The sequence below is a fragment of the Blastomonas ursincola genome (genome assembly GCF_013607875.1).
GTDB classification, from domain to species: domain Bacteria; phylum Pseudomonadota; class Alphaproteobacteria; order Sphingomonadales; family Sphingomonadaceae; genus Blastomonas; species Blastomonas ursincola.
Genome location: NZ_VDES01000003.1, coordinates 228,161 through 253,923, shown reverse-complemented (window position 1 = coordinate 253,923; position 25,763 = coordinate 228,161). Strand labels below are relative to the sequence as shown.

The window sequence follows — 25,763 nt, the reverse complement described above, 5'->3', positions numbered from 1 at the left end:
CCGCCACCATGATCCAGACAATTCTGCAACCCGTCGTCATCCTGCTCGCCTGGACCATGGTGATGTGGGCATGGATGTATGTCACCCGCATCCCGGCAATGCAGCAGGCGAAGATCGATGTCGCCAACCTGAAGGGCGGCACGGGCAAGGACCTCGATGCTGTCCTGCCGCAACCGATCCAGTGGAAAGCGCATAATTACAATCACCTGCTCGACGAACCGACAATCTTTTATGCAGTGTGCATCGTGCTGGCGATCATCGGCCATGGCGAAGGGATCAACGTCGCGGTCGCCTGGCTCTATGTCGCGCTTCGTATTGCACACAGCCTCGTCCAGGCGACGGTCAACCGCGTCGCCGTGCGCTTCCTGCTGTTCGCCTCGTCAAGCCTGTGCCTGATGGTGCTGATCTTCCACGCGGCGATTCCAATCTTCGACCTGCACCTACATGGCTGATCCGCGCCGCATCCGTGCGGCGATCGTCCAGGCCGCGCCTATTCCGCTCTCCGTGACGCAGGGCATTGCCGCCCTGCCCGCCCTGATTGAACCGGCGCTCGATCAGGGTGCGCAAATCATAGCCTTTGGCGAGACGTTCCTTGGCGGCTATCCGCTCTGGCTCGACGAAGCGCCGGGAGCGGCCTTGTGGGACCACCCGGGTACGCGCGCGCTGCATGCGGTGCTGCTTGAGGAAGCGATCCGCATCGGCGATCCGCGCCTCGCGCCGGTACAGGATCTGGTCGATCGCTCGGGCGCGCTGGTCAGCATCGGTGCGCACGAGCGCGTGCGATCGAGCCTCTACAACTGCCAATTGCTGCTGCGCCCCGGTCTGCAGCCGCTGCTCCACCGCAAGCTGGTGCCCACGCATGGCGAGCGGCTGATCTGGGCGCGCGGCGACGGGTCGACGCTCGGCACGCACGACGCGCCCTTCGGACCTGTGGGCAGCCTGATCTGCTGGGAGCACTGGATGCCGCTCGCACGCGCCGCGATGCACAACCAGGGCGAGGTGGTGCACATCGCCGCCTGGCCAACGGTGCGCGAGACTTACGCCATGGCCTCACGCCATTATGCCTTTGAAGGCCGGTGTTTCGTGCTGGCCGCCGGAACGATCCAGAGCCGCGACGATGTTCTGCTGGGCCTCGATCATTGCAACCTTGACACCACAGCCCGCAAGGCCGCGCGCGCACTGCTCGAGGCCATGCCCGAGGGGCAGTTGCAGTTCGGTGGCAGTGCGATCATCGCGCCCGATGCCATGGTGCTCGCTCAAGCCGGGTCTGGCCCCGAAACGCTGGTCGCCGATCTGGACCTTGCCAGCATCGGCCAGGGGCTGGCTGCGCTCGACACCGATGGCCATTATGCGCGCCCGGACGTGTTCGAGCTTCGCGTTGACACCCGCCCGCGCGATGGCGTCGTGTGGAGCGATCAGGGCTGACGGAGGAACAGGCTGGCCAGCTCGACATGCGTCGACCAGCGGAACTGACCCACCGGCCACAAGGTATCGAGCGCGAACCCGGCATCGCACAGGATGCGGGCATCGCGCGCGAAGGTTGCCGGGTTGCAGCTGACATAGCAGACCCGCCTGATCGACGATCCGGCGATGGCGCGCACCTGCTCCTCGGCCCCTGCGCGCGGTGGATCGAGCACCAAGCCTTCGAGCCGGTCGAGCATGTCGCGCTGCACCGGATTTCGGAACAGGTCGCGATGCTCGGTGAATACCGGCAGCTGGCGCGCATCGGCCGCGGCCTTGAGTGCCAGGATCGCATCGCGCGCGGCTTCAGCGGCATAGATGCGGCGGCCCGGCGCGATCAGGTGGAAAGCGAAGCTGCCCAGCCCCGCAAACAGGTCCGCTACCATCCGGCAACCGTCCAGCGCCTCGCGCGCGGCCGCGGCCAGTCCTGCCTCGCCATCGCGCGTGGCCTGCAGGAAGCTCGCCTGCGGAAACCGAACCGCAATGTCGCCAAAGCTGATCGTGGCGGGCACCGGCTCGTACTGCGTTTCGGGTCCGAAGCCCTGGTCGATCGACAGCCGCGCCAGCTTCTGCGCCTCGGCAAAGCCGGAGAGCAGCTCGTGCTGCGCCAGTGTCGTCGGCGCGAGACCCGAGATCAGCACATCGACGCCCTGGTCTATCTCGGTCAGCTCGACACTGCCGGAAAGCCTTGATTCCGGCCATTTCACGATCAGGCCGCGCACCGCCATCATGACGTCATGCAGCCGTGGCGTCACGATCTCGCAGGCACGGATATCGACCAGATCGTGGCTGCCCTGCCCGGCAAAGCCCAGCACCACCTGCCCGCCCTTGCGCACATAGCGCAATGAGGCTCGCCTGCGGCTGCGCGGTGGCGAGAGGTGCACCGGTCGAACGTCACGCGCGACAATGCCCTTGGCCGTCAGCGGCCCAGTGACGCGGTCGCGCACGAAATCGGCGAGCGCGGCATCGTCGACATGCTGCAGCTGACAGCCGCCGCACGACCCGAAGTGCGGGCATGGCGGCACCGCGTGATGCGGGCCTGGCATGATGCTGCCATTAGGCGCGATCGTGTCTCCCGGAGCGGCTCCGGCGACATGGCGGCCCGCGGCGGTGACGCCATCGCCGCGCGCCGCGAGGCGCACGATCAGATCATCGTTCAAGACAGGTCTCCAGCGCTCGCGGCAAGGCGTTGGCGAGCTGCAGCGCGCTGAACGCCGGTCCTGCGATTCGCGCGGCGCGGTCGTGCAGCCAGGCGGCCTCGGTCATGGCGTCGAACGGCTGAGCATGGCCCGCAAGCCGCGCCGCCATGCAGCCGGCAAGCACATCACCGGTGCCCGCGACCGACAGCCAGGAATAGCGGCGGTCGGCAATGACCGCGCGGCCATCGGGCGCGGCGATGACGGTATCCGCACCCTTGTAGAGCACGAACGTATCCAGCGTCCGGGCAAGCGCCTCGGCCCGAGCGACCTTATTGATCGCATCGGCACCGGTCTCGCCCGCGAGCACATCGAATTCGCCCTGGTGCGGGGTCAGCAGCACCGGCGCGCCCCGCCCCTTCAGGCTCGCGAAATAACCGGGCAGCAGATGCAAGGCATCGGCATCGACGATCAGAGGATGAGGGCACCCCAACGCGGTCTCGAGCAGCGCGCGCGCCTGATCGTCCCGCCCCAGGCCCGGGCCGACCACGACGGTGCCGATGCGCGAGTCTTGCAGCGCTTCGGCGACCGAGCCCGCGCCGTCTGTGCGCTGCCAGACAATATCGGCAGGAAGCTGTGGCGGCGGATCGCCCTCGCCGATCAGCTTCACATACCCGGCCCCTGCCCCCTGCGCTGCATGTGCCGCGAGCAGCGCCGCACCCGGCATCGCGCCAACCAACACCGCGACCAGCCCGCGGCGGTACTTGTGCGAACGCGCATCGGGCGCGACAATCGAGGGCCGGGCGATCCTGCGCACCCTGGCGGCTTCGGTATCGACTCCGATCTCGATCAGGCTCAGCGCGCCGCAATCGCTCGCGACGGGCTCGAGCAGATGGGCATATTTCCACGCGCCCAGCGCCAGCACATGGTCGAAGCGCAGCGGTTCGTTGAGCCAGACCGCGCGGTCGGCATCCGCGCCGCTGGGCAGATCAATGGCGAAGCTGCGCCGTGCCTGGCCGACCAGTTCGGCAAAACGATGCCAGACGGCACCGTCGAGCGGGCGTGTCAGACCGCTACCAAACAGGCAATCGACGACCTGCGTAGCGGGTTCGACCTCATCGAACCTTACAACCTCGCCACAAAAGCGCGCCCGCGCATTGCGCGCGGCGTCGGTGCGCGGTTCGGACAATGCGGCAACGGTGACCCGCACGCCCTTTGCACGCAAAAACTCTGCGATAACATAGCCATCGCCGCCATTGTTTCCAGGACCGCACAGCACCAGCGTCGGCGTCGTGCCGCCGATCCGCCAGATCATCTGGCCTGCCCCCTCGCCCGCGCGCCGCATCAGCGCATCAACCGAGACGCCGGTGTCAAAGATCGCCTGTTCGGCCGCCACCATCTCGGCGACCGTCAGCACGGCTGATCCGCGATCAGCCACCGCCAGCGCCAGGCTTGATCGTGGCGGGGATACGATAGCGGTCATCGCCGACCGAAAGCTGGATGCGACCGTCTGCCAGAGGGGTTACGACCGCCTGTTCTGCCCCATCGGCCGCGATAAGTCCGCGCCCGTCGGTGACGATCTCGAACCGCCGAAAGCCGCCATCGGGGTGCCGCAACACCAATTCGCGCCTGTCACCATTCTGCACGCGCTCGACATCGCATTTCTGAGCAAATTCGGTATCGCTGCCCAGCGCGCAGGCGACGCGGCTGTCGTCCGCCCCTGCCACCGGATCTGGTTGGGTTTCGCCGGAGCACCCCGCCAGCACCGCCAGGGCAGCGGAAACGACCAATGTCTCAGATATCCGCATAGACATGGCGTTCCGCCTTGGCTCCCGGATGCGTCACCGCGCCCTTGCTCGCGGGGCCGACATTCTGCGCATAGCGCCACAGCGCACCCGCCTGATAGTCGTTGGTGCGCGGCTGCCAGGTCTTGCGGCGCTCGGCCAGCACCGCCTCGTCGACATGCAGGTCGATCGTACCCGCTTCGGCATCGATCGCGATGATGTCGCCATCCTCGACCAGCGCGATCGGGCCGCAATCGGCGGCTTCGGGGCCGACATGGCCGATGCAGAAGCCGCGCGTCGCGCCAGAAAAGCGTCCGTCGGTGATCAGCGCGACGCTCTCGCCCATGCCCTGGCCATAGAGCGCCGCCGTGGTCGACAGCATCTCGCGCATGCCGGGGCCGCCCTTGGGGCCTTCATAGCGGATGACGATGACCGATCCTTCGCGAATCTGGCGTGCCTCGACCGCAGCGAAGCACTCTTCCTCGCAGTCGAACACCTGGGCGGGGCCAGTAAATTGCAACCGCGCCATGCCTGCCACCTTGACGATGGCGCCATCGGGCGCGAGCGAACCCTTGAGGCCGACGACGCCGCCGGTGGGGCTCAGCGGGGTCTTCACATCGTAGATGACCTTCTGGTCGGGGTTCCAGGTGACCTGGTCGATATTCTCGCCCAGCGTCTTGCCGGTGACCGTCATGCAGTCGCCGTGCAGCAGGCCGTTCTCGAGCAGCGTCTTCATCAGCATGTAGACGCCACCTGCCTCGTACATGTCACGCGCGACATAGCGGCCGCCAGGTTGCAGATCCGCGATATAGGGGGTGGTCTTGAAGATCTCGGCGACGTCGAACAGGTCGAATTCGATCCCCGCTTCGCTCGCCATGGCGGGAAGGTGAAGCCCGGCATTGGTCGACCCGCCGGTCGCGGCGACAACACGAGCAGCATTTTCAAAGGCTTCACGCGTACAGATGTCACGTGGCCTGAGGTTCCGCGCGAGCAGTTCCATGACCTGGCGTCCCGCCGCAACCGCGATTTCGGCGCGGCTTTCATAGGGCGCGGGCATCATGTTGCTGTTGGGCAGCGAAAGACCGATCGCCTCGCCGACGCACGCCATGGTGTTTGCGGTATATTGTCCGCCGCACGCGCCATGGCCGGGGCAGGCAACCTTTTCGAGCGCGATCAGGTCCTTGAGCGGACAATTGCCCGCCGCGTGCTGGCCGACCATCTCGAACACGTCTTTCACCGTGACGTCGCGGCCGTCATAATGGCCGGGCAGGATCGAGCCGCCATAGACGAAGATCGAAGGGACGTTGAGCCGCAGCATTGCCATCATCATGCCGGGCAGCGACTTGTCGCATCCGGCAAAGCCGACCAGCGCGTCGTAGCAATGGCCGCGCACCGACAGCTCGACCGAATCGGCGATGACCTCACGGCTGACGAGCGAGCTCTTCATACCCTGATGGCCCATGGCGATGCCATCGGTCACGGTGATGGTGTTGAAGCGGCGCGGCATGCCGCCTGCGGCATTCACCCCCTCGCGGCAGGCATCGGCCTGGGCATCAAGCGTGGTGTTGCACGGCGCACTGTCATTGCCGGCGCTGGCCACTGCAACGAAAGGCCTCGCAATCTCTTCCTCGGTCAGGCCCATCGCGTAATAATAGCTGCGGTGCGGCGCGCGCTCGGGCCCCACGGAGACGTGGCGGCTGGGGAGCTTCGACTTGTCGAAATTATGTGTCATGATCGGGCCTTTCTCTGGCCGCGCTCTTTCCAAAAAGCCGCGCGTTACGCAAGGCTATTGCGGCACGCGAGGACGACAGGTGCCAATATCTCCGCCATTCGGACCGCGCCTTGGGGGTGCGACACATGGTCCTGCCGCATCTCGACGCCCAGATAGGGCCTCCCCGGTTCTTCGGCATGGCGGTTCATCGTCGCGTTGAGCAATGTGCCCGCATAAGGCAGCTGGTCGCCGACATGAAGCCCTGCTTTGGCCAGCAGCGGAATGGCGATCCGCGCGGCGCGGTCGTCGCGATTGTACAATATCCCGATATCCCAGGGCCTTGCCTCGTTTGGGCGCGTCGCGAGCTGCGGCGTGAAACTGTGCAGCGAGAGGATGAAGGGATTGCGCATGTCCGCCAACGTCTCCGTCACGGCGTCATGATACGGCCGATAGTAGGCGGCAAGGCGCGCTTCGGGGTCTGCTCCGGCATTGCCCGGAACCGCGATGCCGTCGCTGGTCAGCGGAATGAGGCCAGGCGCATTCTCCTCGCGGTTGAAATCGATCACCAGCCTAGAGACGCGCGCCAGCACCGCGCCGCAACCGATGGTCTCGCACAGCACCCGCGTGACATCGGCAACGCCGATATCGATCGCGACATGCTGCATCATGACGTCCGGCGCGACGCCCAGGTCGATGCCATCGGGCACATGGTTGCTGGCATGGTCGGCGATGATGACGATATTCTCGCCAGCGGACCCTAGCCGAGGCGCAATGATTTCATAGGGTTGAAAGCCGTTCATCGCAGCATTCCTGACATCAGCCACCATGCTGGGTACTCGGCCGCCAACGCCTGTTCGGCGGTGGCACAGGCCGCTGGCGAATCGAACAGCGCAAAGCAGGTCGCGCCGCTGCCCGACATGCGCGACAGGGTGGCGCCGGAGGTCGAGCGCAGCCGTTCGAGCACATCCGCGATCTCGGGTACGAGCGCGCGCGCGGGGCCTTCCAGATCATTGCGACCACTTGAGATGACTGCCTCCAGGCAGGACGTATCGAGCGGGCCTCGATCGACCTGATCCCAGCCCCGGAACACCGGCGCAGTGCCGAGCGGAATGCCAGGATTGACCAGCAGGATCGGCATGCCCGAAAGGCCCGGCAGATCGTGCGGTTCCAGCGCTTCGCCCCTGCCCTCGACGCGCAGGCTCTGGCTGATGACACAGGCAGGGATATCGGAGCCGAGCGTCTCGCCGATCACGCACAGCGCGCGGTCGGTCAGGTTGCAGCCCCAGAGCCGATTGAGCAGGCGCAGCGCGGCGGCGGCATCGGCAGAGCCACCGCCTATTCCGGAAGCGACGGGGAGATTCTTGGTGAGGTGCAGATTGGCGCCAAGTTTTCCGCTAGAATGAACACCCACCCCCGCCAAGTTCCCGAGCGAAGTCGAGGGACGTTGCGCATACGTCCCTCGACTTCGCTCGGGACAAACGGAAATTTGCAGCGACCGAGCGGCGCGGAGCACCAGATTGTCATCGTCGCTATCGAGGCCATGCGCGAATGGCCCGCTGATCGTCAGAGACAGCCCACCATCCGCGCGAGCGTTCGCGCTCAGTTCATCCCCGCGATCGACAAAGGCGAACAGGCTCTCGAGATCATGATAGCCATCCTCGCGCCGCCGCCGGACGTGCAGCGCGAGGTTGACCTTGGCATAGGCGGTTTCGGTCAGCACCGGGGCTTCCGTTCCTCAAATCCTCCCCTGCAAGGGGAGGAATTTCGAAGGTCACATGTTCGGGTAGTTCGGGCCGCCGCCACCTTCGGGCACCACCCAGTTGATGTTCTGGCTCATTTCCTTGATGTCGCAGGTCTTGCAGTGGACGCAGTTCTGCGCGTTGATCTGGAAGCGCGGGTTGCCCTCTTCCTGCCCGACCACCTCGTACACGCCCGCAGGGCAGTAGCGCTGCGCCGGCTCGTCATAGAGCGGCAGGTTGACCTGGATCGGGATGCTGGGGTCCTTGAGCTGCAAGTGGACCGGCTGGTCTTCCTCATGATTGGTGTTCGACAGGAACACCGACGACAGCCGGTCGAAGGTGATCACACCATCGGGCTTGGGATAATCGATCGGCTTGTAGAGATCGGCCCGGCCCATATGCTTGTAATCGGGGTCGTGCTTCATCGTGATCGGCAGGCCGATACCCAGCTGACGCATCCACATGTCGATGCCGCCGAGAACGGTGCCGATGGTGCCGCCGAACTTGTCGACACAAGGTTCGACATTCTGGACCTTTTTCAGTTCCTCGGCGATCCAGCTGGCGTTGAGATTTTCCTGATAATCCGAGAGCTCATCCGACGTGCGATCGGCCTGGATCGCGCGGAACGCGGCTTCGGCAGCGAGCATGCCCGATTTCATCGCGGTATGGCTGCCCTTGATGCGCGGCACGTTGACGAAGCCAGCGCTGCACCCGATCAGCGCGCCGCCCGGGAAGGCGAGCTTGGGCACCGACTGCCAGCCGCCCTCGTTGATCGCGCGCGCGCCGTAGGACACGCGCTTGCCGCCTTCGAGGATCTTGCGGATTTCCGGGTGCGTCTTCCAGCGCTGGAATTCCTGGAAGGGCGATAGATGCGGGTTCTGATAAGACAGCGCGACCACGAAGCCCAATGCCACCTGGCCATTGGCCTGGTGATAGAGGAAACCGCCGCCCCAGGCGTCGTCGAGCGGCCAGCCCTGGGTATGGATCACGCGGCCCGGCACGTGCTTCTTGGGGTCGATGTCCCACAGTTCCTTGAGGCCGATGCCATAGACCTGCGGTTCGCAATTGGCCTCCAGATCGAACTGGCGCTTGAGGATCTTGGTGAGATGGCCGCGCGCGCCTTCGGCAAAGAAGGTGTAGCGGGCATGCAGTTCCAGACCCGGCGTATAGTCGGGCTTGTGCTCGCCATCCTTGCCGATGCCCATGTCGCCGGTAGCAACGCCCTTGATCGAGCCGTCCTCGTTGTACAGGATTTCCGCCGCAGCGAAGCCGGGGAAGATCTGGACTTCCAGCTCTTCGGCCTTTTCCGCCAGCCAGCGGCACAGATTGCCGAGACTGCCGGTATAGGTGCCCTTGTTGTGCATGAACGAGGGCGTCGCGATATGCGGGATCGCCATCTTCCTGGTCTTGGTCAGCACCCAGTGATGGTTCTCGGTCACCGGGGTGGCGGCCATCGGGCAATCCTGCTCGCGCCAGTCGGGAATCAGCTCGTCGAGCGCACGCGGATCGAACACCGCGCCGGACAGGATGTGCGCACCGACTTCCGAGCCTTTCTCGATGACGCACACCTCGATCTCGGCATTCGCTTCCGCTGCCAGTTGTTTGAGCCGGATCGCCGCAGCGAGGCCGGCAGGGCCCGCGCCGACAATCACGACGTCAAATGGCATGGATTCGCGTTCAGTCATCTCGTCTTCCCCGTTGCTCAGGATGGGGCCTGTGCCATAAGGCAATGGCATGCCCTCTCCCGTTCACTCCAATAGCGCCGCAGCGCGCAAGTCAACCCGCTTTGGGGCATCAACGTGCTGACACCGGTGAACGATCCCCTGCGCGAGGCACAAAGCCTGGTCGACTGGTGGCAGCTGGCCGGCGTGGACTGGGACTTTGCCGATACACCCAACGACTGGCTAGCCGATGATGCGCCGCCGGTGCGTACAGCGCCGGCGCAGCGCCCCGCGCCTCAGCAAGCGCCGGTGGCTGGCGCGCGTGCGCCCGGCGCACCCGTTGCCAAGGCGCCCGCAGAACTTGTCCTGCCCGAGACGCTCGATGCCTTTGCCGCGGCATGGCGCAGCGGGTCGCTCGCGGCAGACGGCGGCGACGGCCGCCATATTGTGCCAGCGGGACGGCAAGGTGCTAGGGTGATGGTCCTGACCGGCGCGCCAGAGCGTGACGACCAGGACACGGTGCTATCGGGCCGCTCGGGCCGGCTGCTCGACATGATCGCGCGCGCGTGCGGTTTTGCGCCGGAGGATGTCTACCGTGCCTCGCTGTTCCCGCGGGTCGTTCTCGACAACCAGGCGGCGCTGCCGCATCTTGGTACCTGGACTCGCATCGCCCGGCATCACATCGGGCTCGCAGCCCCGGAAATGCTGGTGGTTGCAGGCGAAGACACCGCCAGGGCGCTGCTCAGCCACGACCCATCGCAAAAGCCAACCGATTTGCATTTTCTTAACCATGGTGACCGAACTGTCAAAACGGTGGTCACGCGCAAGCTCAGCCTGATGTTTCATCGCATCGCGCAAGAGAAAGGCATGGCGTGGCAGCAATGGCAGAAGCTGCTCGTGGAGTAAGACCTTGCTGAAGAAAGCGCTGATCATCGCCGGGGGTGCGGCCCTGATCTCCTGCCAGCCAGCCATGGCCGAAGAATCATCCTATAGCTATTTTTCCAGTCGCGTCGCCAAGACGCAGGTGCCCGATCTGCTCTCCTCGTCGGAGCGCGACTATTATTCGCAGGTGTTCGGCGCGATCAGGGGGCAGAACTGGGCCAAGGCGAGCGAACTGCTCGACAGCCGCGAAAAGGGCGTGCTGCACGATATCGCGCGGGCCGAGCTGTTCCTTGCCGCCAATTCGCCGCGTGTCGAGATGGGACCGCTGCTCAGCCTGCTCAATGCCGCACCAGACCTCCCGCATGCCGAACGTCTGGCGTCGCTTGCCACCAAGCGCGGTGCGACGATCCTGCCCGACCGCCCCCAGATGGTGCGCATGGCGAATTTTGGCGGGCTGACCCGGCGGGGCAAGCCGCGCAGCGTTGCAGACGGCACGGTGCCACCCACGCTTGCCGCGACGATCCAGGAACGCATCGTCGCCGACGATCCCGCCGGTGCGGCAGCGGCGCTGGCCGATCAGGTCGATTTCCTCAGCCCTCAGGCGCGCACCGAACTGCAGCAGCGGGTCGCCTGGTCCTATTATCTCGAGAACCGCGATCAGGAAGCACTCGACATGGCGCGCGCCGCGACGCTGGGTTCGGGCGAGTGGCTGGGCGAGGCGCACTGGACCGCCGGGCTTGCAGCATGGCGCCTGGGCAACTGCGCCGCTGCGCTCCAGGGCTTCGAAGGCGCCGCCGCCAATGCCTGGAACGAGGAACAGCGCGCTGCCGGATATTACTGGGCCTCGCGCGCCGCGACGCGCTGCCGACGCCCCGATCTGGTCCAGGCCAATCTGCGTGCGGCCAGCCAATATGGCGAGACGCTCTATGGCGTGCTCGCGGCCGAGCAGCTGGGCCTTGCCGACAGCTCGGTTCGCGCGCCCGATTTCAGCACCAACGACTGGAAACTGCTCAAGGACCGACCCAATGTCCGCCGTGCCATCGCGCTGACGCAGATCGGCGAATCGACCTTGGCCGACCAGGTGTTGCGCCACGAAGCGCAGATTGCCGGCGACAGCGCGCACGATTGCCTGCTGCGTCTCGCGCGCGATCTTTCGATGCCGCAGACGCAGATGTGGCTCGCGCAGAACGGACCGCAGGGCAGCCGCCCGGACAGCTTCGCACGCTTCCCCTCGCCTCGCTGGGTGCCGGTGGAAGGCTGGCGCGTCGATCCGGCGCTGGTCTATGCACATACGCTGCAGGAATCGAACTTCCGCAGCGATGCGCGCAGCCCTGCCGATGCGCGCGGGCTTATGCAGGTTCGCCCCGGCACGGCGCAGGACATGGCGCGCGCGCGCGGCCAGTCGCTCGATGCCAGCGCGCTCTATCAGCCCGCCGTGAACCTCGAATATGGCCAACGCTATCTCGAATTCCTCAACACCCGGCCCGAGACCCAAGGGCTGCTGCCCAAGATCATCGCCGCTTATAATGCCGGTCCGCTGCCGGTCAGCCGTTGGAACGAGAAGGTACGGGATAATGGCGATCCGCTGCTGTTCATCGAATCGATCCCCTATTGGGAAACACGCGCCTATGTGGGCATCATCCTGCGCAACTACTGGATGTACGAAAAGCAGGCTGGCGTGAACTCGAAGAGTGCGACGGGCCTGGCCCAGGGCATGTGGCCACGCTTTCCGCATGCTGGCGGAATCGAGCTTGTCCGGTTGGATACGGTGCAGCACAACTGAGCGATGGCCATCGACGAATCGCGGGCGTTCAAGCCCATCAACATCGCGCTTCTGACCATTTCGGACACGCGCACCGCCGCCGACGACACATCGGGCGATATCCTGGCCGGGCTGATCACCGGCAAGGGCCACAAGCTGATCACGCGCGCGATCGAGAAGGACGATGTCGAGAGGCTGGTCGTCCGGCTCAACAACTGGATCGACGATCCCGAAATCGACGCAATCATCTCGACCGGCGGCACGGGCCTCACCGGACGCGACATTACCCCTGAGGCGCTCGACCGGGTGAAGGATAAGGACATTCCGGGCTTTGGCGAGCTGTTCCGCTGGCTCAGCTATCAGACCATCGGCACCAGCACCGTGCAATCGCGCGCCTGCGCGGTGCTCGCGCGCGGCACCTATATCTTCGCGCTGCCCGGATCGAACGGCGCCGTGAAGGATGGCTGGAACGGCATCCTCAACGAGCAACTCGACAGCCGCAACCGGCCCTGCAATTTCATCGAGCTGATGCCGAGGCTGCGCGAGAAATAGGCGTTTCGATCCATCGCAGCTGTCTTCACCCCCGCGCAAGCAGCGCTCCCGCTTGGTTTCTGCGAGATTCTAAGCGGGATTCCTGCGTTCGCGGGAATGACCAAAGCAGTGGCATTTGTTCCTGTATTGTTCTATTCTCGGCGCATGTCCGCCCACCTGCCCCCGATCAAAGGCCGAGGCGCACCGCTGAACCGCGAGTCGGCGCGCTTCAACCTGCCGGTGCGCGAGGCCGATGGCGACTGGCTCGACCAGCGCGCCGCGATCGACGATAGCCCTGCCCCGCTGCGCACCACGGTAACGATCGAACACCCGCGCTCGATCATCTCGCGCAACAGCTCCCCCGACCTGCCGTTCGACCAGTCGATCAACGCCTATCGCGGCTGCGAGCATGGCTGCATCTACTGCTATGCCCGGCCCACCCATGCCTGGCTCGACCTGTCGCCCGGGCTGGATTTCGAAAGCCGGTTGTTCGCCAAGCCCGACGCGGCCAAGCTGCTACGCGCGACGCTGCGCAAGCCCGGTTATGTGCCCAAGGTGATCGCGCTCGGCACCAATACCGACCCGTATCAACCGATCGAGGCGGATTATCGTATCACCCGGTCGATCCTCGAGGTCTGCCTCGAGGCGCGCCATCCCGTCTCGATCACCACCAAGTCTGACCGCGTGCTCAGCGATATCGACCTGCTTGCCGAGATGGCCAGGTACGATCTGGTCGCCATCGCGCTCTCGGTCACCACGCTCGACAGCGCGATGGCACGCACGCTCGAGCCGCGCGCGGCCACTCCGCGCAAGCGCCTCGCCGCGATCCGGGCGCTGAGCAAAGCGGGCGTGCCGACGCATATCAACGTATCGCCTGTCATCCCGGCGATCACCGATCACGAGATCGAGGCGCTGGTCGCCGCCGGGGCCGAGGCCGGCGCGCTCTCGGCCTCCTATATCCCGGTCCGATTACCACACGAGGTCGCGCCGCTGTTCCGCGCCTGGCTCGACGCGCATTTCCCCGATCGCGCGAGCAAGGTCATGGCGATCATCCAGCAGATGCGCGACGGTCGCGACAACGACCCCGATTTCGGCTCGCGCATGCGCGGCAAGGGCCCCTGGGCCGACCTGATCCGCACCCGCTTCCGCCTCGCGGTGAAACGCGCAGGACTGAACCAGCACAAATGGGTGCTGGACACCTCGCACTTCCGCGCCCCGGCAGACGGGACCCAGGGCGAGCTGTTCTAGCCTTTGTAGCCAAACGCCTCCTTTGCCAGCGCCACCAGCTCGGGATCGGCATCGGGCAGCGATTTGGGCACGCTGGCCTCGAGCCGCTCGGCAATATGCGTCAGCACCGCAATGCGCGCGGCCTTCTTGCTGTTGCCGTCGAACACCTTCCACGGTGCCCAGCGGGTGTCGGTCTGGCGGAACATGTCGTGCATCGCGTCGAGATAATCCGCGCGTTTTGCGCGATTACGGAAATCGTCGTGCGTCACCTTCCAGCGCTTCTCGGGGACGGACAGCCGGTCGGCGAGGCGCTTGTCCTGCGTTGCCTGCGTCACGTGCAGGAAGATCTTGATGATCGCGGTGCCGCCATCGACCTGCTGCGCCTCGAATTCGTTGATCTCGTCATAGCCGCGCTTCCATTCGCGCTCGCTCGCGAACTGCTCAACGCGCTCGACCAGCACGCGCCCGTACCAGGAGCGATCGAAGACCGATATCTCGCGGCTGCCCGGCAGCTTCTGCCAGAAGCGCCAGAGGAAATGCCGGTCCTTTTCATATGCCGTCGGCGCGCTGATCGGCCAGACCTGGAAGTAGCGCGGGTCCCATTCCGCCGTCATCCGCTTGATGATGCCGCCCTTTCCCGCCGCGTCCCAGCCCTCCATGACGATGATCGCGCGGTGGCCATGGACGATGTGCCGGGCATGCGCATGCGACAGCCGTTCCTGCAGGTCCTTCAAAGCGGCAACGTAGTCGCCATCAAAGCCGGCGCCCTTCTCATAGTCGGATAGCTTGATGGTCATGAGCCCGTTCCCCCCAGTCGCGCCTCGCGGGCGTTGTAATCGGCTTCTGCAGCCTGCCGGGCGGCAATCCGGTCAAACGCCGCGCGGATCGCCGGTTCGCGCGGCAGCAGCGTCTGCGCCTGGCGATAGCGCGTCATGGCCTCATCAAGCTCGCCGCGCTGCTCGGCGCACAGTGCGAGGTTGAAGACGACCGAACTCTGTCCCGGCGCCTCGGTATCGAGCGACTGCCAGATCGAGCAGGCCTGGCCGGGGTCCCGGAAGGTTGCCTTGAGCGCATCCTTGAACCGGTTCGACTGGTCCTTGTCGAGCCCCTTGCGGCCTTCCAGCACGCGGATGGCGTCGCTGCGGAACACCGGGGCGATGTCATCGCGCACCTCATCCGCGACCTGCTCCACCAGCATCGACACCGTATCGGGCAGGCTGCGATTGGCCTGGCGGTCAGGGCAGGTCACCACCTGGTCGCTCTTGAATATCTGGCGCTGATAGACGATCGCGCCATCGTCGATCCGCGCCATGCGCAGCGACGGGTTGAGCGAGACGATCCGACGATTGCAGCGGATCTTCACCTGCTCCTCGCGGATGCACTTGTCGTTACCGTCGCGCTCGACGCATTCCTTGCGATTTTCCTCGACCGGCTGGTTCTGCACCTGCGCGGTGGCGATACCGGAAAGCACCGCGTCGGCCGGCGCCGAGGATCGTTCGGCGACCACCTTGAAATAGGGCTGACCATAGACGATGACCTCGTTCAGCACGCCCTCCAGAGCGAACGACAGTTCCGCGCCATCGCGTCCGCCAAAGCGTTCGACCACCAGCGAGCCGACCTGCGCGGCGTCCCGGTCGCGCGCGGGATAGAGCGCGTCGACCGTCAGCGTCTCGGCATGACCGACGCCTGACCATGCCAGCCCGGCCATGACCATCGCCAGGCGCAGCTTGCGCGCCCGTGATCCAAACTTAGTCCCCATGCCTTTCGCCCCAGATTGCAGCGCCGCCATGGCAGCGCGATTCCGTTGAAATGTAACACAATCCTTGCCCAAGTCATGCGGCAAAGCTGTGCCAGAGGTCACTGCAAAGACGGGATCAGGCAGGCAAGCAGGGCACGCCATATTGCTGCATGATCCGGTCCGCGCTCATCATCACCGCCTCTTCGTGGACGGCCTGCGCTAGCAGAAGATGATCAAAGGGATCGCCATGCAGAACCGGCAATCGTTCCAGGGCGAACAAATGGGCGTTGGCCAGCTGCAACAGCTCGAAACCAAATTCTGTCAATCGGGGAAAGATATCGGCAGGTCCAACATGCAACTTGCCGACGCGATGCTTGATTGCAATCTCCCAAAGCGAAACCTGGCTCACCAGCACGCAATTGTCTGGAGCGGCGATGACGGCCCGCGACCGACGGGAAAGCCTGGAATCATCGTCCAGCCACCAGAGCATGATGTGGGTATCGATGATGAGCTTCATGCAGGGCTAGCGTCAGGCCGTTTTCGGCCCATTGCCGTAATCCCAGGCTTCAAAGCTGGCCAGAATGTCCTCCGGCCATTCGTTGAAATCGTCCGCCATATGGATCTTGCCGCGCAGCGCGCCCGGCTGCCGGGGCTTTTTCAGCGGCACGAAATCATCGGCGGGAGGAACGGCGGCATAGGGCATCGGCATTTCACGCGCTCCGGCTGGGGGCACAAATGCGGGATCATCGCCCGCTGCAATACCCTGCAGATACGCCTTGACCATGGCCGACAGCGACGTGCCCAGCTCGGCCGCACGAATGCGGGCGAGCCGGTGCGTTTCGTCATCAAGCGCGATGGTCACGTTTTTCATGACCACCGCAGTATCACAGTTTCACAGTTTTCACAATCAGCCCGGCTTCAGCTCTTCTGGGGCTCGACCACGCGGATGTTCAGTTCGCGCAGCTGCTTGAGGCTGACCGGCGACGGCGCGCCCATCATCAGGTCCTCGGCCTTCTGGTTCATCGGGAACAGCACGACCTCTCGGATGTTCGGCTCGTCGGCGAGCAGCATCACCATGCGGTCGACGCCGGGCGCCGATCCACCGTGCGGCGGCGCGCCATATTTGAACGCGTTGAGCATGCCCGAGAAGTTCTTCTCGACATCCTCCTTGCTGTACCCAGCAATTTCGAACGCCTTGTACATGATGTCAGGGCGATGGTTCCGGATCGCGCCCGAGGACAGCTCGACGCCGTTGCAGACGATGTCATACTGCCAGGCGAGGATGTCGAGCGGGTCCATCGTTTCCAGCGCTTCCATCTCGCCCTGCGGCATCGAGAAGGGGTTGTGGCTGAAATCGATCTTCTTGGCGTCCTCGTCATATTCGAACATCGGGAAGTCGACGATCCAGCAGAACTTGTACACGCCCTGCTCGATCAGTCCGAGCTGTTCGCCGACGCGGGTGCGCGCGGCGCCGGCCAGCTTGGCGGCCTGAAGTTCCTTGCCCGCGGCGAAGAAGACGCCATCATTCGGGCCGAGGCCGAGTTCGGCAATCAGCTTGGCCGTGCCTTCCTCACCATGGTTCTTGGCAATCGGGCCGCCGGGCACGCCATCCTTGATGTTGATATAGCCCAGGCCCGCATGCCCTTCGCTGCGCGCCCAGTCGTTCATGTCGTCGAAGAACTTGCGGCTCATCGCGCCGGCACCCGGAGCCGGGATCGCGCGGACCTTGCCGCCACTGCCGACAATCTTGTCGAACAGGCCGAAGCCCGATCCGACGAAATGATCGGTCACATCGCTGATCACCAGCGGGTTGCGCAGGTCGGGCTTGTCCGAGCCATATTTCAGCATGGATTCGCGATAGGGAATGCGCGGGAAGGTGCCAGCGGGTGTGACATGCTTGCCGCCCGAGAATTCCTCGAACACGCCCGCGAGCACGGGCTCGAGCGCCGCGAAAACATCGTCCTGGGTCACGAAGCTCATCTCGAGGTCGAGCTGATAGAATTCACCGGGGCTGCGGTCGGCGCGCGCATCCTCGTCGCGGAAGCACGGCGCGATCTGGAAATAGCGGTCGAAGCCCGCCACCATCAGCAGCTGCTTGAACATCTGCGGTGCCTGGGGCAGCGCATAGAACTTGCCGGGATGCACGCGGCTGGGGACCAGATAGTCACGCGCGCCTTCGGGCGAGGATGCGGTCAGGATCGGCGTCTGGAACTCGGTAAAGCCCTGTTCGACCATCCGGCGGCGCAGCGACGCGATCACTTGCGAACGAAGCATGATATTGCGGTGCAGCCGCTCGCGACGCAGATCGAGGAAGCGGTACCGCAGCCGGATATCCTCGGGATATTCCTGCTCGCCCGCGACCGGCATCGGCAGCTCTTCGGCGGCGGACTGGATCACGACCTCGGCAGCGCGGACCTCGATCTCGCCGGTCGGCAGGTTGGCGTTCACCGTCTCGGGCGAACGCGCGACGACGGTTCCGGTCACCGTAACGACGCTTTCGACGCGAAGCCGCTCGAGCGCGGTAAAGGCCGGGCTGTCGCTGTCGGTAACGATCTGGGTGAGTCCGTAATGGTCGCGCAGGTCGATGAACAGCAGGTTGCCATGGTCGCGCTTGCGATGGATCCAGCCCGACAGGCGGACCTGCTGGCCAACATCGGAAGCGCGAAGCGCGGTGCAGCTATGAGTGCGATATGCGTGCATGAGAACCATGGATCCTGATCGAAAATGGGCGATGATGAGCCTGCCCGATAGCAAGGCCAGCCGATAGCGCGGCTAACACCGTGCCGGTGCGCTTTTGTCAAGCTTTCAGCGCGATCGCGCCCCGAACCGGATCAGTCGATCAGCCCGAGATGCACCAATGGGTCGGAGCGGAACACCGCTATATCTGCCGAATCGGGCATCAGGCGGCGCTGCGCAACGCGGAAGCGGCGATAGTCGTCGCCATAATCGCGGGCCACGCGCACGGCATCGAGATCGTTGGTCTTGCCCCAGTGACGGGTGAAACGGATGCCCAGAGCATCGAGCTTCGCCACCACCGCGCGATAGCTGCGATGGCTGACGTCGCTGCGCGGGCCATCGAAATCGATCACGACGTTGCTGTCGAACCGCGCCGGGGCGAGCAGACCGGCAGCACGCTGCATGAAGCGCAGCGTGACAACCGTTCCTCCCCCACCGCTCAGAAACGCCTCGATCAGCGGATCGAAGGCGCGTTCCAGATCGGACCGCTGCATCGTCACCGAACCGTTGAACAGATTGGCGATCGGATTGTGCGGCTCGGTGGTGTGTCCCCAGGTGGCGACCGCTTCGGGATCATGAATGTCGCGCTGCACCGCATAGCCCGCACGCATCGCCAGCTGCAGGATGTCGGCACGGAGCAGATCGATGCCCGCCATCGCCTTGCCGATCAGGGTAAGCGCATCATAGCCCGCGCCGGTCAGCGGACGCGGGGGCGGCGGGATAGCGGGGTCGAAATCGCGCAGATAGAGCATGCGTAGCAGCGCATCCTTTTCGAACGGGGCGAACGGGTTGAGGATCACCTGCAGGAAATGCGGCTCCTCGTTCAGCCCGAACGCGCGGGAGAAGCCGCGAAAGTCGCCCTCGGCGAGGCGCGAGATATCCTCCCTCTCGATGCGCGCGCGCTTCTGGATGTTGCGCACCATGTATATGGGCACGCATTCGATCACCATCGCGGTGATGAAGCCCATCGCACCGACGGCGACCTGGCAGGCCGCAAAGACATCATCATCGCGAAAGATCGTGCTCCCGGTCGCCGCAACGAATTCCGGCGACATGACGGGCCTGTGCGGCTCCACCCAGAATATTCCGGAAGGCGTCACCACCTGCAACGCACGGATATGATCCTGAATGCCCCCTGCATCCAGAACGCTGCCATGCGTGCCCGTGGCGCAGGCTCCTGCCCAGGTCTGGCCATTGCTCGCACCACCGGTCCGCAGGCTGAGACCCAGTTCCTCGGCGCAGTCATTGACCTCGTCGACGGTGGCCCCCGCCTGCACCAGCATCAATCGTGACGGATCGGTCCCCCGAACGACATCCTGCGCGGTGAGGCCGAAGCAACGGTTGATCCGCCGCGTCTCGACAAGCCAGCCTCCCTGCACGATCGCGATCGGCGATGGCGACCAGCCCGCACCCAGCGGGCGCAGCCTCGCCCCGCTTCGGCTGGCATCCTGCAACAAGGCCAGCACGTCAGTGGCCACTTCGTGCAGGACGTTGCGCCCGCCCTCCCGTTCGCTGTTCAGCAGCTCGATCAGATCGCCGAGCTCTGCCGATTCCGTGCCATGATAATTGACCCAGTGACGCGGGCCATGGCGCAAGGGACGAGGCATCAGGTTCCACCGACCGGGCTGTTGCCCGAATGCAGGCGGTAATCGATGTTCACCCGACGCACGAAACCCAGCGTGATCAGCGACAGCAGAATCTGCCCCATGCTCATCGAAAAGCGCATATCGTTGATCCCGTGCCCGACCGGATCGGAGATACAGGCGCTTCGCCCGGCCCGCGTTGCAAAGCCCCAGGCCAATATTGTCAGCACCTCGCGATCGCCACCTACGGGCCGAGAGTTTTCCAGCACGAGAAACGCGTCACCGCCCTGAGCCAGCAACTGGCCCAACAATGCCAATGCCAGAACAACGATGATCAGCTGATACACCCACATGCTTGCCCCCGGCATCCGCGAATACGGTGCGTTACATAGACGGAGAGCCCATGATTCTCAAAGATACCAATTTGTTATTCTCATCCAATACGGATTGATTGTGGACTTGCGCGATGGTTTGCGGCGGCAGGCGCAGGCTGTATAGGTTGCCCATGAAAATCCATCCGCTGATTACCGACACCGATTCCCTCGCGCAGCTGTGCGATCGCCTCGCCCAATCCGATTTCGTCGCGGTCGACACCGAATTCATGCGCGAAAACACCTATTGGCCGGAACTGTGCCTGGTACAGATCGGCAATCTGGAAGAGGCAGCGGCAATCGATCCCAAGGCGCCCGGGATCGACCTTGGCCCCCTTCTCGACCTGCTCACCGAAAATCACGATGTGCTGAAGGTGTTTCATGCAGGGCCGCAGGATATCGAGATCATCTTCAACCTCACCGGGAAGACGCCGTCCCCGCTGTTCGACACGCAGATCGCGGCCATGGCGCTGGGTCAGGCCGAGCAGATTGGCTATGCCAATTTGGTAGAAAGCTGGCTGGGGCTGACCGTCGACAAGGGTGCGCGCTTTACCGACTGGTCGCGCCGCCCGCTCGAGGCGCGGCAGATCGACTATGCGATCGGCGATGTCACGCATCTGGCGAAGATCTTCCCCAAAATGCTCGACAAGCTCCGCCGTACCGGACGCGGCGCGTGGCTCGATATCGAGATGGAGAAGCTGGGCGACCCGCGCCAGTACAAGCCCGATCCCGACACCCTGTGGCAGCGCATCCGCCCGCCGGGCCGCAGCGCGCAGATTCTGGGCCGCATGCGCGCGCTCGCCTGGTGGCGCGAGACCGAAGCGCAGGACAAGAACCTGCCGCGCGGCCGCATCATGAAGGACGAGACGCTCGCCGATATCGCCGCGCATCCGCCCTCGACCCAGGCCGAACTCGGCAAGGTCCGCGGGCTGTCCGGCGCCTGGCGCGAGAATGACATTGGCGCGCGAATGATGGACGCGCTGTTCGCGGCGCGCCCGCTGACCGCTGCCGAGATGCCGCCGAAGAGCCCGCGTGGCCCCGCGCTGGGAAAGGAAGGCGCGCTCGTCGCTGACCTGCTCAAGCTGCTGCTCAAAATCCGCTCGCGCGAGATCGACGTGGCCGCTCGGCTGCTGGCGCGCAGCGACGATCTGGAGGCCCTGGCGGCAGGCGTGCGCAAGGGACTGCCGATCCTGGAAGGCTGGCGGTTCGAGCAGTTCGGGCGCGATGCGCTGGCGCTGGTCGAAGGGCGCATGGCCTTCGCGATCGCGGATGGCCGGATCAAGATGACCCGCACCGAACTCGCCGTCGAGCCCGAAGAGGTGGTGGTGACCGCCGCGCTCGCGGAGCAGCCATGACCTCGTACCTTCCCACGCTCAAGCAGCTGCAATATCTCGTTGCGCTCGAGGAGCATGGGCATTTCGGCAAGGCAGCAGACGCCTGTTTCGTGACGCAGTCGACGCTGTCGGCGGGCCTACGCGAGCTGGAGACTCTGCTCGGCGTGGTGCTGGTCGAACGCACGCGGCGCGTGGTGCGCTTCACCCCGCTCGGCAACAAGGTGGTCGCCAAGGCACACCGCATCCTGCGCGAGGCCGAGGAGCTTGCCGATCTCGTCCGCTCTTCGGGCAAGCCGCTGTCGGGCGACCTCAGGATGAGCGTGATCCCCACCATCGCGCCGTTCCTGCTGCCACGGCTGCTGCCGGGTCTGCGCCGCGAGCAGCCCGAGCTCAAGCTGTTCCTGCGCGAGGAGGTCAGCGGCGCAGCGGTCGAATCGCTGCACCACGGCCAGGTCGATTGCGTGCTGCTGGCGCTGCCCTTTCCGGCGGGCGATGTTGAGCATGAAATCCTGTTCAGCGATGCTCTTTATGTCGCCTTTCCCAAGGACGATCCGCGCGACCCGCCGGAAAAGGTCGCGCCCGAACTGATCGACGAATCGCGGCTGCTGCTGCTCGAGGACGGCCATTGCCTCAAGGACCATGCGCTCGCCGCCTGCAACCGGCCCGAATTGCGCGCGAGCGCGATGATGTTCGGCACCTCGCTGCACACGCTGGTGCAGATGGTCGACAACCGGCTGGGCCTGACCCTGCTGCCGCAGATCGCGATCGATGCGGGCATATTGAACAACACCGATGTTGTTGCGCGCCCGCTGCTCGCAGACCATGCCTCGCGCGACATCGCGATCATCTGGCGCCGCAACAGCCCCCGCGCCGAGGAATTCCGCATGCTCGCTGACATCCTGCGGCGCGGCCATGCCGAGGGGAAATGCGCGGGTTGAAACGCGTTTCTCCCCTCCCGCTTGCGCGAGCGGAGAAAGCGGTCAATCCATGTGCTTGATACCGACGCGCAGATAGTCCCAGCCGGTGATCAGCGTCAGGATCGCTGCGGTCCATAGCGCGGCCAGGCCCAGTTGCTGCATCCATGGCTGGTCGGGAAAGCCGCCCGAGAAGATCAGCGTGCCGAGCGCGAGCAGCTGCAGCGTCGTCTTCCACTTGGCGAGTTGCGACACCGGCACCGAAACCTGCAATCCGGCGAGAAATTCGCGCAGGCCCGAAACGGTGATCTCGCGCAGCAGGATGATCAGCGCGGCGATGACGTGCAGACCGTGGATATTGCCATTGGCGCACAGAATCAGGATCACCGCCGCGACCATGATCTTGTCTGCAATCGGATCGAGGAAGATACCGAGCCTGGAGACCGCGCCCTGTGCACGTGCCAGATAGCCGTCGAAATAGTCGGTAATGCCCATCAGGCAATAGACGACAAAGCCCATGAGATAGCCGGTCGCCCATTCGGGCCACCATAGCAGGGCGGCCAGCAAGGGCACGGTGACGATCCGCGAGAGCGTGAGGATGTTGGGCACGGTGAGCATAGGCTGTGCGCCTCATAACCGGATTATCCGACAATGGAAATGGCTTGACCGTCTGCCCCATGAACCCGATACGGCGGCCAAGGCTTTTCGTATCGCCGCTCGCCCGCACCGGGCGGGCCGGATGGCGGAGGGCCTTGCGGGCAAACCACCGAGGAACACTCAGCATGGCTTCAGCTGGCGCGCTTTTGAACAAGAGGCGCTTTCTCCCCCTGTTCGTGACCCAGCTGCTCGGCGCGTTCAACGACAATCTCTACAAGAACGCCATGGTTCTGTTTGTCGTGTACAGCGTGTACAACGACGAGACGGCGGAAACCTGGTTTAGCGCGATTGCGACCGCGATCTTCATCCTGCCGTTCTTCCTGCTGTCCGCGCTGGCCGGACAGCTTGCCGATACACGCGACAAGGCGGTGATCATCCGCATCGTCAAGTTCTGCGAGATCATCATCATGCTGGTCGGCGGAACCGGGCTATACATGGCCTGGGCGGGCACCGCGGTGCACACGGTCGCCATACCGCTGATGATGCTGGCGCTGTTCGCCATGGGCGTGCATTCGACCTTTTTCGGGCCGATCAAATACGCTATTCTGCCGCAGCACCTGAACGATGAAGAGGTGCTCGGCGGCACCGGGCTGGTCGAGGCGGGGACCTATATCGCGATCCTGCTCGGCACCATCCTGGCGGGCTGGATTCCGGTCGAGGTCGCAGGCATCGCGGTCGTGCTGACCGCGATCATCGGCTATTTCACCGGACGCCAGGTGCCGCCCGCCCCGCCGATGACCGAAGCGACCAAGCTCGATTTCAACTTCATCCGCGCTTCGATCGCGCTGATCAAGGCGACCACCCGGGTGCGTCGCGTATTCCTGGCAATCATCGCGATCAGCTTCTTCTGGACGATCGGCGCGGTGCTGTTCATCCAGTTCCCGCCGCTCGCCAAGAACGTGCTGACCGCAAGCAAGGAGGTCGCGAGCCTGTTTCTCGTGGTATTCTCGATCGGCGTCGCGATCGGATCGGTCGCGATCAACGCGCTGCTCAAGGGCACCGTGTCGGCACGTTATTCGCCGGTATCGGTGATCGTCATGGGTCTGTTCGTCGTCGCGTTCTTCTTCGTCTGCCGTCAATGGGTGCCCGACGAGCCCGGATCGCTGTTCAGCGTGGGCGAGTTCGTCACCCATCCGATGGCGATCCCCTTGCTGCTCTCGCTTCTCGGCATTGCGGTCGCCGGCGGCATGTTCGTGGTGCCGCTCTATGCGTTTCTTACAACCACCGTGCACAAGAGCGAGGCGGCGCGCACGATTGCGGCGAACAATATCGTCAATTCGGGCGCGATGGTGATCGGCTCGCTGATCGCGATCGGCCTCAGCGTCGCCGGGCTCGACGTGATCTACCAGCTGCTGCTGAGTGCCGCGATGTGCGTGATTGCGGCCTGGCTCGGCCAGTTGCTCCACACGGCCAGTCTCGAGCCGCACGGCGAGCACGAGATGGACGTCTGAGCCGGGGTCAGTCGACGACCCTTACCAGTTTGCGCTCGAGCGGGGCGAGTACGCCGGACAGTTCGTGTCCGCGCTTGAGCACCGCACCGCCTTCTCCCACCAGCGCCCATTGGCCCTGCTTGCGGCGCAGCGCAGGACGCTTCTCGATGCGATATTCGGGCCGCTCGGTCGCCCGGCGGAAGGCAGAGAACACCGCCGCATCGCGGCCCAGGTCCATCGCATAATCGCGCCACAAGCCGGCTGCGACCATACGGCCATACAGGTCGAGAATGCGGCCAAGCTCCTCTCGGTCGAAACCGACCTGGCCCGGGGCTCCCGGCACCGGAAAGAGCGAAACGTTGCCGCCGATGCTCAAGCAGCGGTCCCGCTGTCACGATCAGGCTCGGCAGGCAGCGCGGCGCGACGAGCCTCGTCGCGCTCGTCGATCAGCTGCGCGATCCTCTCCTGCATCTGGCGGATCTCGCACTGCAGCAGCTCGAGCTTCTGCGTATTGGGATCGAACGTCTGGCTGCACGGCGTGCCATATTGCACGAACCCGCGCTGCTTTTCGGCAGCGTCGACCGGCGTCGGCCGCGCTGGAATGCCGACCATCACCGATCCCGGAGCGACATCCTTGGTCACCACCGCATTGGCGCCGATGCGGGCGCCCTTGCCGACGGTCACCGGGCCCAGGATCGCCGCGCCCAGGCTGACGATGACATCGTCCTCGATCGTGGGGTGACGCTTGCCGCCTACGCCATCGGTGGGGTTGCGCCCGCCCAGCGTCGCGCCCTGATAAATTGTGACATTGTCGCCAATGACGGCGGTCTCACCGATGACGACGAAGCCATGATCGACAAAGAAGAACTTGCCGATCTGCGCGCCCGGATGGATGTCGATCGCCGTCAGGAAGCGCGAGATATGGTTGACCAACCGGGCGAGGAAATACAGCTCTCCGGTAAACAGCCAGTGCGCCACGCGGTGCAGACCTAGCGCAAGCACACCCGGATAAAGCAGGATTTCCCAGCGGGAGCGCGGAGCAGGGTCGCGCACGCGGATCGAGTCCAGATATTCGCTCAGTGCGCCGAACATGCGCCATCCCTTTG

26 protein-coding genes are annotated in these 25,763 nt (G+C 64.7%); 9 read left to right on the top strand and 17 right to left on the bottom strand.

Annotated elements, in window-relative coordinates:
- Positions 1–8 precede the first annotated feature (8 nt).
- Together FG486_RS15060 and FG486_RS15055 are read left to right on the top strand one after the other, a co-directional pair.
- Positions 9–452: an MAPEG family protein gene (locus FG486_RS15060; protein WP_066282918.1), complete on the top strand. Its 444-nt coding sequence runs from the start codon at positions 9–11 to the stop codon at positions 450–452.
- Complete coding sequence (locus tag FG486_RS15055) at positions 445–1,425, top strand: carbon-nitrogen hydrolase family protein (RefSeq protein ID WP_181268148.1); 981 nt, start codon at positions 445–447, stop codon at positions 1,423–1,425. The genes FG486_RS15060 and FG486_RS15055 overlap by 8 nt, the downstream gene beginning before the upstream one ends.
- Here FG486_RS15055 and FG486_RS15050 read toward each other — a convergent pair.
- Genes FG486_RS15050 through FG486_RS15020 form a run of 7 tightly spaced genes read right to left on the bottom strand, consistent with a single transcriptional unit; the run spans position 1,416 to position 9,516 of the window.
- Complete coding sequence (locus FG486_RS15050; protein WP_181268147.1) at positions 1,416–2,621, bottom strand: class I SAM-dependent RNA methyltransferase; 1,206 nt, start codon at positions 2,619–2,621, stop codon at positions 1,416–1,418. The genes FG486_RS15055 and FG486_RS15050 overlap by 10 nt on opposite strands.
- The gene (locus FG486_RS15045; protein ID WP_338401626.1) at positions 2,611–4,035 is read right to left on the bottom strand and encodes an NAD(P)H-hydrate dehydratase; all 1,425 of its coding nucleotides are present in this window, start codon (positions 4,033–4,035) and stop codon (positions 2,611–2,613) included. Before FG486_RS15045 ends, FG486_RS15050 begins: the two co-directional genes overlap by 11 nt.
- Positions 4,028–4,411, bottom strand: coding sequence for a hypothetical protein (locus FG486_RS15040; RefSeq protein ID WP_241695840.1), 384 nt, complete (start codon positions 4,409–4,411; stop codon positions 4,028–4,030). Before FG486_RS15040 ends, FG486_RS15045 begins: the two co-directional genes overlap by 8 nt.
- Positions 4,392–6,113 carry a dihydroxy-acid dehydratase gene (ilvD, locus tag FG486_RS15035; RefSeq protein WP_181268145.1) on the bottom strand — a complete coding sequence of 574 codons (1,722 nt, stop codon included), beginning with the start codon at positions 6,111–6,113 and terminating at the stop codon, positions 4,392–4,394. The genes FG486_RS15040 and ilvD overlap by 20 nt, the downstream gene beginning before the upstream one ends.
- Before the next feature lie 44 nt (positions 6,114–6,157).
- Positions 6,158–6,892, bottom strand: coding sequence for an N-formylglutamate amidohydrolase (locus FG486_RS15030; RefSeq protein ID WP_181268144.1), 735 nt, complete (start codon positions 6,890–6,892; stop codon positions 6,158–6,160).
- The gene (locus FG486_RS15025) at positions 6,889–7,812 is read right to left on the bottom strand and encodes a 4-(cytidine 5'-diphospho)-2-C-methyl-D-erythritol kinase (RefSeq protein ID WP_181268143.1); all 924 of its coding nucleotides are present in this window, start codon (positions 7,810–7,812) and stop codon (positions 6,889–6,891) included. The genes FG486_RS15030 and FG486_RS15025 overlap by 4 nt, the downstream gene beginning before the upstream one ends.
- A 51-nt stretch (positions 7,813–7,863) precedes the next feature.
- Positions 7,864–9,516 (bottom strand): electron transfer flavoprotein-ubiquinone oxidoreductase, encoded by a 1,653-nt coding sequence (locus FG486_RS15020; protein ID WP_181268142.1) that lies wholly within the window; start codon positions 9,514–9,516, stop codon positions 7,864–7,866.
- A 114-nt stretch (positions 9,517–9,630) separates the two neighbouring features.
- On the opposite strand from FG486_RS15020, the gene FG486_RS15015 reads away from it, so the two are divergent.
- From FG486_RS15015 to FG486_RS15000, 4 genes are all read left to right on the top strand, one after another.
- The gene (locus FG486_RS15015; RefSeq protein WP_181268141.1) at positions 9,631–10,398 is read left to right on the top strand and encodes a uracil-DNA glycosylase family protein; all 768 of its coding nucleotides are present in this window, start codon (positions 9,631–9,633) and stop codon (positions 10,396–10,398) included.
- Positions 10,399–10,402: 4 nt separating this feature from the next.
- A complete protein-coding gene (locus FG486_RS15010; RefSeq protein ID WP_066279019.1) occupies positions 10,403–12,157 on the top strand; it encodes a lytic transglycosylase domain-containing protein in 1,755 nt (584 codons plus the stop codon).
- Positions 12,158–12,160: 3 nt separating this feature from the next.
- Entirely contained in the window at positions 12,161–12,688 is a 528-nt protein-coding gene (moaB, locus tag FG486_RS15005; protein ID WP_181268140.1) for a molybdenum cofactor biosynthesis protein B, read from the top strand.
- 144 nt (positions 12,689–12,832) lie between these two features.
- A complete protein-coding gene (locus FG486_RS15000) occupies positions 12,833–13,915 on the top strand; it encodes a PA0069 family radical SAM protein (RefSeq protein ID WP_181268139.1) in 1,083 nt (360 codons plus the stop codon).
- On the opposite strand, the gene FG486_RS14995 is transcribed toward FG486_RS15000, so the two are convergent.
- The 7 genes from FG486_RS14995 to FG486_RS14965 form a co-directional block, all read right to left on the bottom strand.
- Complete coding sequence (locus tag FG486_RS14995) at positions 13,912–14,691, bottom strand: polyphosphate kinase 2 family protein (protein WP_181268138.1); 780 nt, start codon at positions 14,689–14,691, stop codon at positions 13,912–13,914. The two genes, FG486_RS15000 and FG486_RS14995, sit on opposite strands and share 4 nt — an antisense overlap.
- Positions 14,688–15,653: a tetratricopeptide repeat protein gene (locus FG486_RS14990; RefSeq protein WP_137775360.1), complete on the bottom strand. Its 966-nt coding sequence runs from the start codon at positions 15,651–15,653 to the stop codon at positions 14,688–14,690. The genes FG486_RS14995 and FG486_RS14990 overlap by 4 nt, the downstream gene beginning before the upstream one ends.
- Before the next feature lie 115 nt (positions 15,654–15,768).
- Positions 15,769–16,149, bottom strand: a complete 381-nt coding sequence (locus FG486_RS14985; RefSeq protein WP_181268137.1) for a type II toxin-antitoxin system VapC family toxin — start codon at positions 16,147–16,149, stop codon at positions 15,769–15,771.
- Between the two features lie 12 nt (positions 16,150–16,161).
- Positions 16,162–16,503, bottom strand: a complete 342-nt coding sequence (locus tag FG486_RS14980) for a hypothetical protein (protein WP_181268136.1) — start codon at positions 16,501–16,503, stop codon at positions 16,162–16,164.
- 47 nt (positions 16,504–16,550) lie between these two features.
- Positions 16,551–18,332, bottom strand: a complete 1,782-nt coding sequence (gene aspS, locus FG486_RS14975) for an aspartate--tRNA ligase (protein ID WP_181268135.1) — start codon at positions 18,330–18,332, stop codon at positions 16,551–16,553.
- Positions 18,333–18,463: 131 nt separating this feature from the next.
- Entirely contained in the window at positions 18,464–19,975 is a 1,512-nt protein-coding gene (locus FG486_RS14970; RefSeq protein WP_181268134.1) for an FAD-binding protein, read from the bottom strand.
- Positions 19,975–20,304 carry a hypothetical protein gene (locus FG486_RS14965; RefSeq protein WP_181268133.1) on the bottom strand — a complete coding sequence of 110 codons (330 nt, stop codon included), beginning with the start codon at positions 20,302–20,304 and terminating at the stop codon, positions 19,975–19,977. The genes FG486_RS14970 and FG486_RS14965 overlap by 1 nt, the downstream gene beginning before the upstream one ends.
- Positions 20,305–20,456: 152 nt before the next feature.
- On the opposite strand from FG486_RS14965, the gene rnd reads away from it, so the two are divergent.
- Both rnd and FG486_RS14955 read left to right on the top strand, forming a co-directional pair.
- Positions 20,457–21,677, top strand: a complete 1,221-nt coding sequence (rnd, locus tag FG486_RS14960; protein ID WP_066278240.1) for a ribonuclease D — start codon at positions 20,457–20,459, stop codon at positions 21,675–21,677.
- Positions 21,674–22,594, top strand: a complete 921-nt coding sequence (locus tag FG486_RS14955; protein WP_066278236.1) for a hydrogen peroxide-inducible genes activator — start codon at positions 21,674–21,676, stop codon at positions 22,592–22,594. The genes rnd and FG486_RS14955 overlap by 4 nt, the downstream gene beginning before the upstream one ends.
- 42 nt (positions 22,595–22,636) lie before the next feature.
- Here FG486_RS14955 and pgsA read toward each other — a convergent pair whose 3' ends face one another.
- Complete coding sequence (gene pgsA / locus FG486_RS14950; protein ID WP_181268132.1) at positions 22,637–23,188, bottom strand: CDP-diacylglycerol--glycerol-3-phosphate 3-phosphatidyltransferase; 552 nt, start codon at positions 23,186–23,188, stop codon at positions 22,637–22,639.
- Positions 23,189–23,352: 164 nt separating this feature from the next.
- Between pgsA and FG486_RS14945 the strand changes: the two genes are divergently transcribed.
- A complete protein-coding gene (locus FG486_RS14945; RefSeq protein WP_181268131.1) occupies positions 23,353–24,678 on the top strand; it encodes an MFS transporter in 1,326 nt (441 codons plus the stop codon).
- Between the two features lie 7 nt (positions 24,679–24,685).
- Here the strand turns inward: FG486_RS14945 and FG486_RS14940 are convergent, their stop codons facing one another.
- Both FG486_RS14940 and epsC read right to left on the bottom strand, forming a co-directional pair.
- Entirely contained in the window at positions 24,686–25,033 is a 348-nt protein-coding gene (locus FG486_RS14940) for a DUF2794 domain-containing protein (protein WP_194249927.1), read from the bottom strand.
- Positions 25,030–25,749: a serine O-acetyltransferase EpsC gene (gene epsC, locus FG486_RS14935; RefSeq protein WP_181268130.1), complete on the bottom strand. Its 720-nt coding sequence runs from the start codon at positions 25,747–25,749 to the stop codon at positions 25,030–25,032. Before epsC ends, FG486_RS14940 begins: the two co-directional genes overlap by 4 nt.
- Between the last annotated feature and the right edge of the window lie 14 nt (positions 25,750–25,763).

Coding starts and splice junctions, on each gene's coding strand:
- FG486_RS15060 (WP_066282918.1), top strand. CDS start 9: ATGATCCAGACAATTCTGCAACCCGTCGTCATCCTGCTCGCCTGGACC.
- FG486_RS15055 (WP_181268148.1), top strand. CDS start 445: ATGGCTGATCCGCGCCGCATCCGTGCGGCGATCGTCCAGGCCGCGCCT.
- FG486_RS15040 (WP_241695840.1), bottom strand. CDS start 4,411: ATGTCTATGCGGATATCTGAGACATTGGTCGTTTCCGCTGCCCTGGCG.
- ilvD (WP_181268145.1), bottom strand. CDS start 6,113: ATGACACATAATTTCGACAAGTCGAAGCTCCCCAGCCGCCACGTCTCC.
- FG486_RS15030 (WP_181268144.1), bottom strand. CDS start 6,892: ATGAACGGCTTTCAACCCTATGAAATCATTGCGCCTCGGCTAGGGTCC.
- FG486_RS15020 (WP_181268142.1), bottom strand. CDS start 9,516: ATGACTGAACGCGAATCCATGCCATTTGACGTCGTGATTGTCGGCGCG.
- moaB (WP_181268140.1), top strand. CDS start 12,161: ATGGCCATCGACGAATCGCGGGCGTTCAAGCCCATCAACATCGCGCTT.
- FG486_RS15000 (WP_181268139.1), top strand. CDS start 12,833: ATGTCCGCCCACCTGCCCCCGATCAAAGGCCGAGGCGCACCGCTGAAC.
- FG486_RS14995 (WP_181268138.1), bottom strand. CDS start 14,691: ATGACCATCAAGCTATCCGACTATGAGAAGGGCGCCGGCTTTGATGGC.
- FG486_RS14990 (WP_137775360.1), bottom strand. CDS start 15,653: ATGGGGACTAAGTTTGGATCACGGGCGCGCAAGCTGCGCCTGGCGATG.
- FG486_RS14985 (WP_181268137.1), bottom strand. CDS start 16,149: ATGAAGCTCATCATCGATACCCACATCATGCTCTGGTGGCTGGACGAT.
- FG486_RS14980 (WP_181268136.1), bottom strand. CDS start 16,503: ATGAAAAACGTGACCATCGCGCTTGATGACGAAACGCACCGGCTCGCC.
- aspS (WP_181268135.1), bottom strand. CDS start 18,332: ATGCACGCATATCGCACTCATAGCTGCACCGCGCTTCGCGCTTCCGAT.
- FG486_RS14970 (WP_181268134.1), bottom strand. CDS start 19,975: ATGCCTCGTCCCTTGCGCCATGGCCCGCGTCACTGGGTCAATTATCAT.
- FG486_RS14965 (WP_181268133.1), bottom strand. CDS start 20,304: ATGTGGGTGTATCAGCTGATCATCGTTGTTCTGGCATTGGCATTGTTG.
- rnd (WP_066278240.1), top strand. CDS start 20,457: ATGAAAATCCATCCGCTGATTACCGACACCGATTCCCTCGCGCAGCTG.
- FG486_RS14955 (WP_066278236.1), top strand. CDS start 21,674: ATGACCTCGTACCTTCCCACGCTCAAGCAGCTGCAATATCTCGTTGCG.
- pgsA (WP_181268132.1), bottom strand. CDS start 23,188: ATGCTCACCGTGCCCAACATCCTCACGCTCTCGCGGATCGTCACCGTG.
- FG486_RS14945 (WP_181268131.1), top strand. CDS start 23,353: ATGGCTTCAGCTGGCGCGCTTTTGAACAAGAGGCGCTTTCTCCCCCTG.
- epsC (WP_181268130.1), bottom strand. CDS start 25,749: ATGTTCGGCGCACTGAGCGAATATCTGGACTCGATCCGCGTGCGCGAC.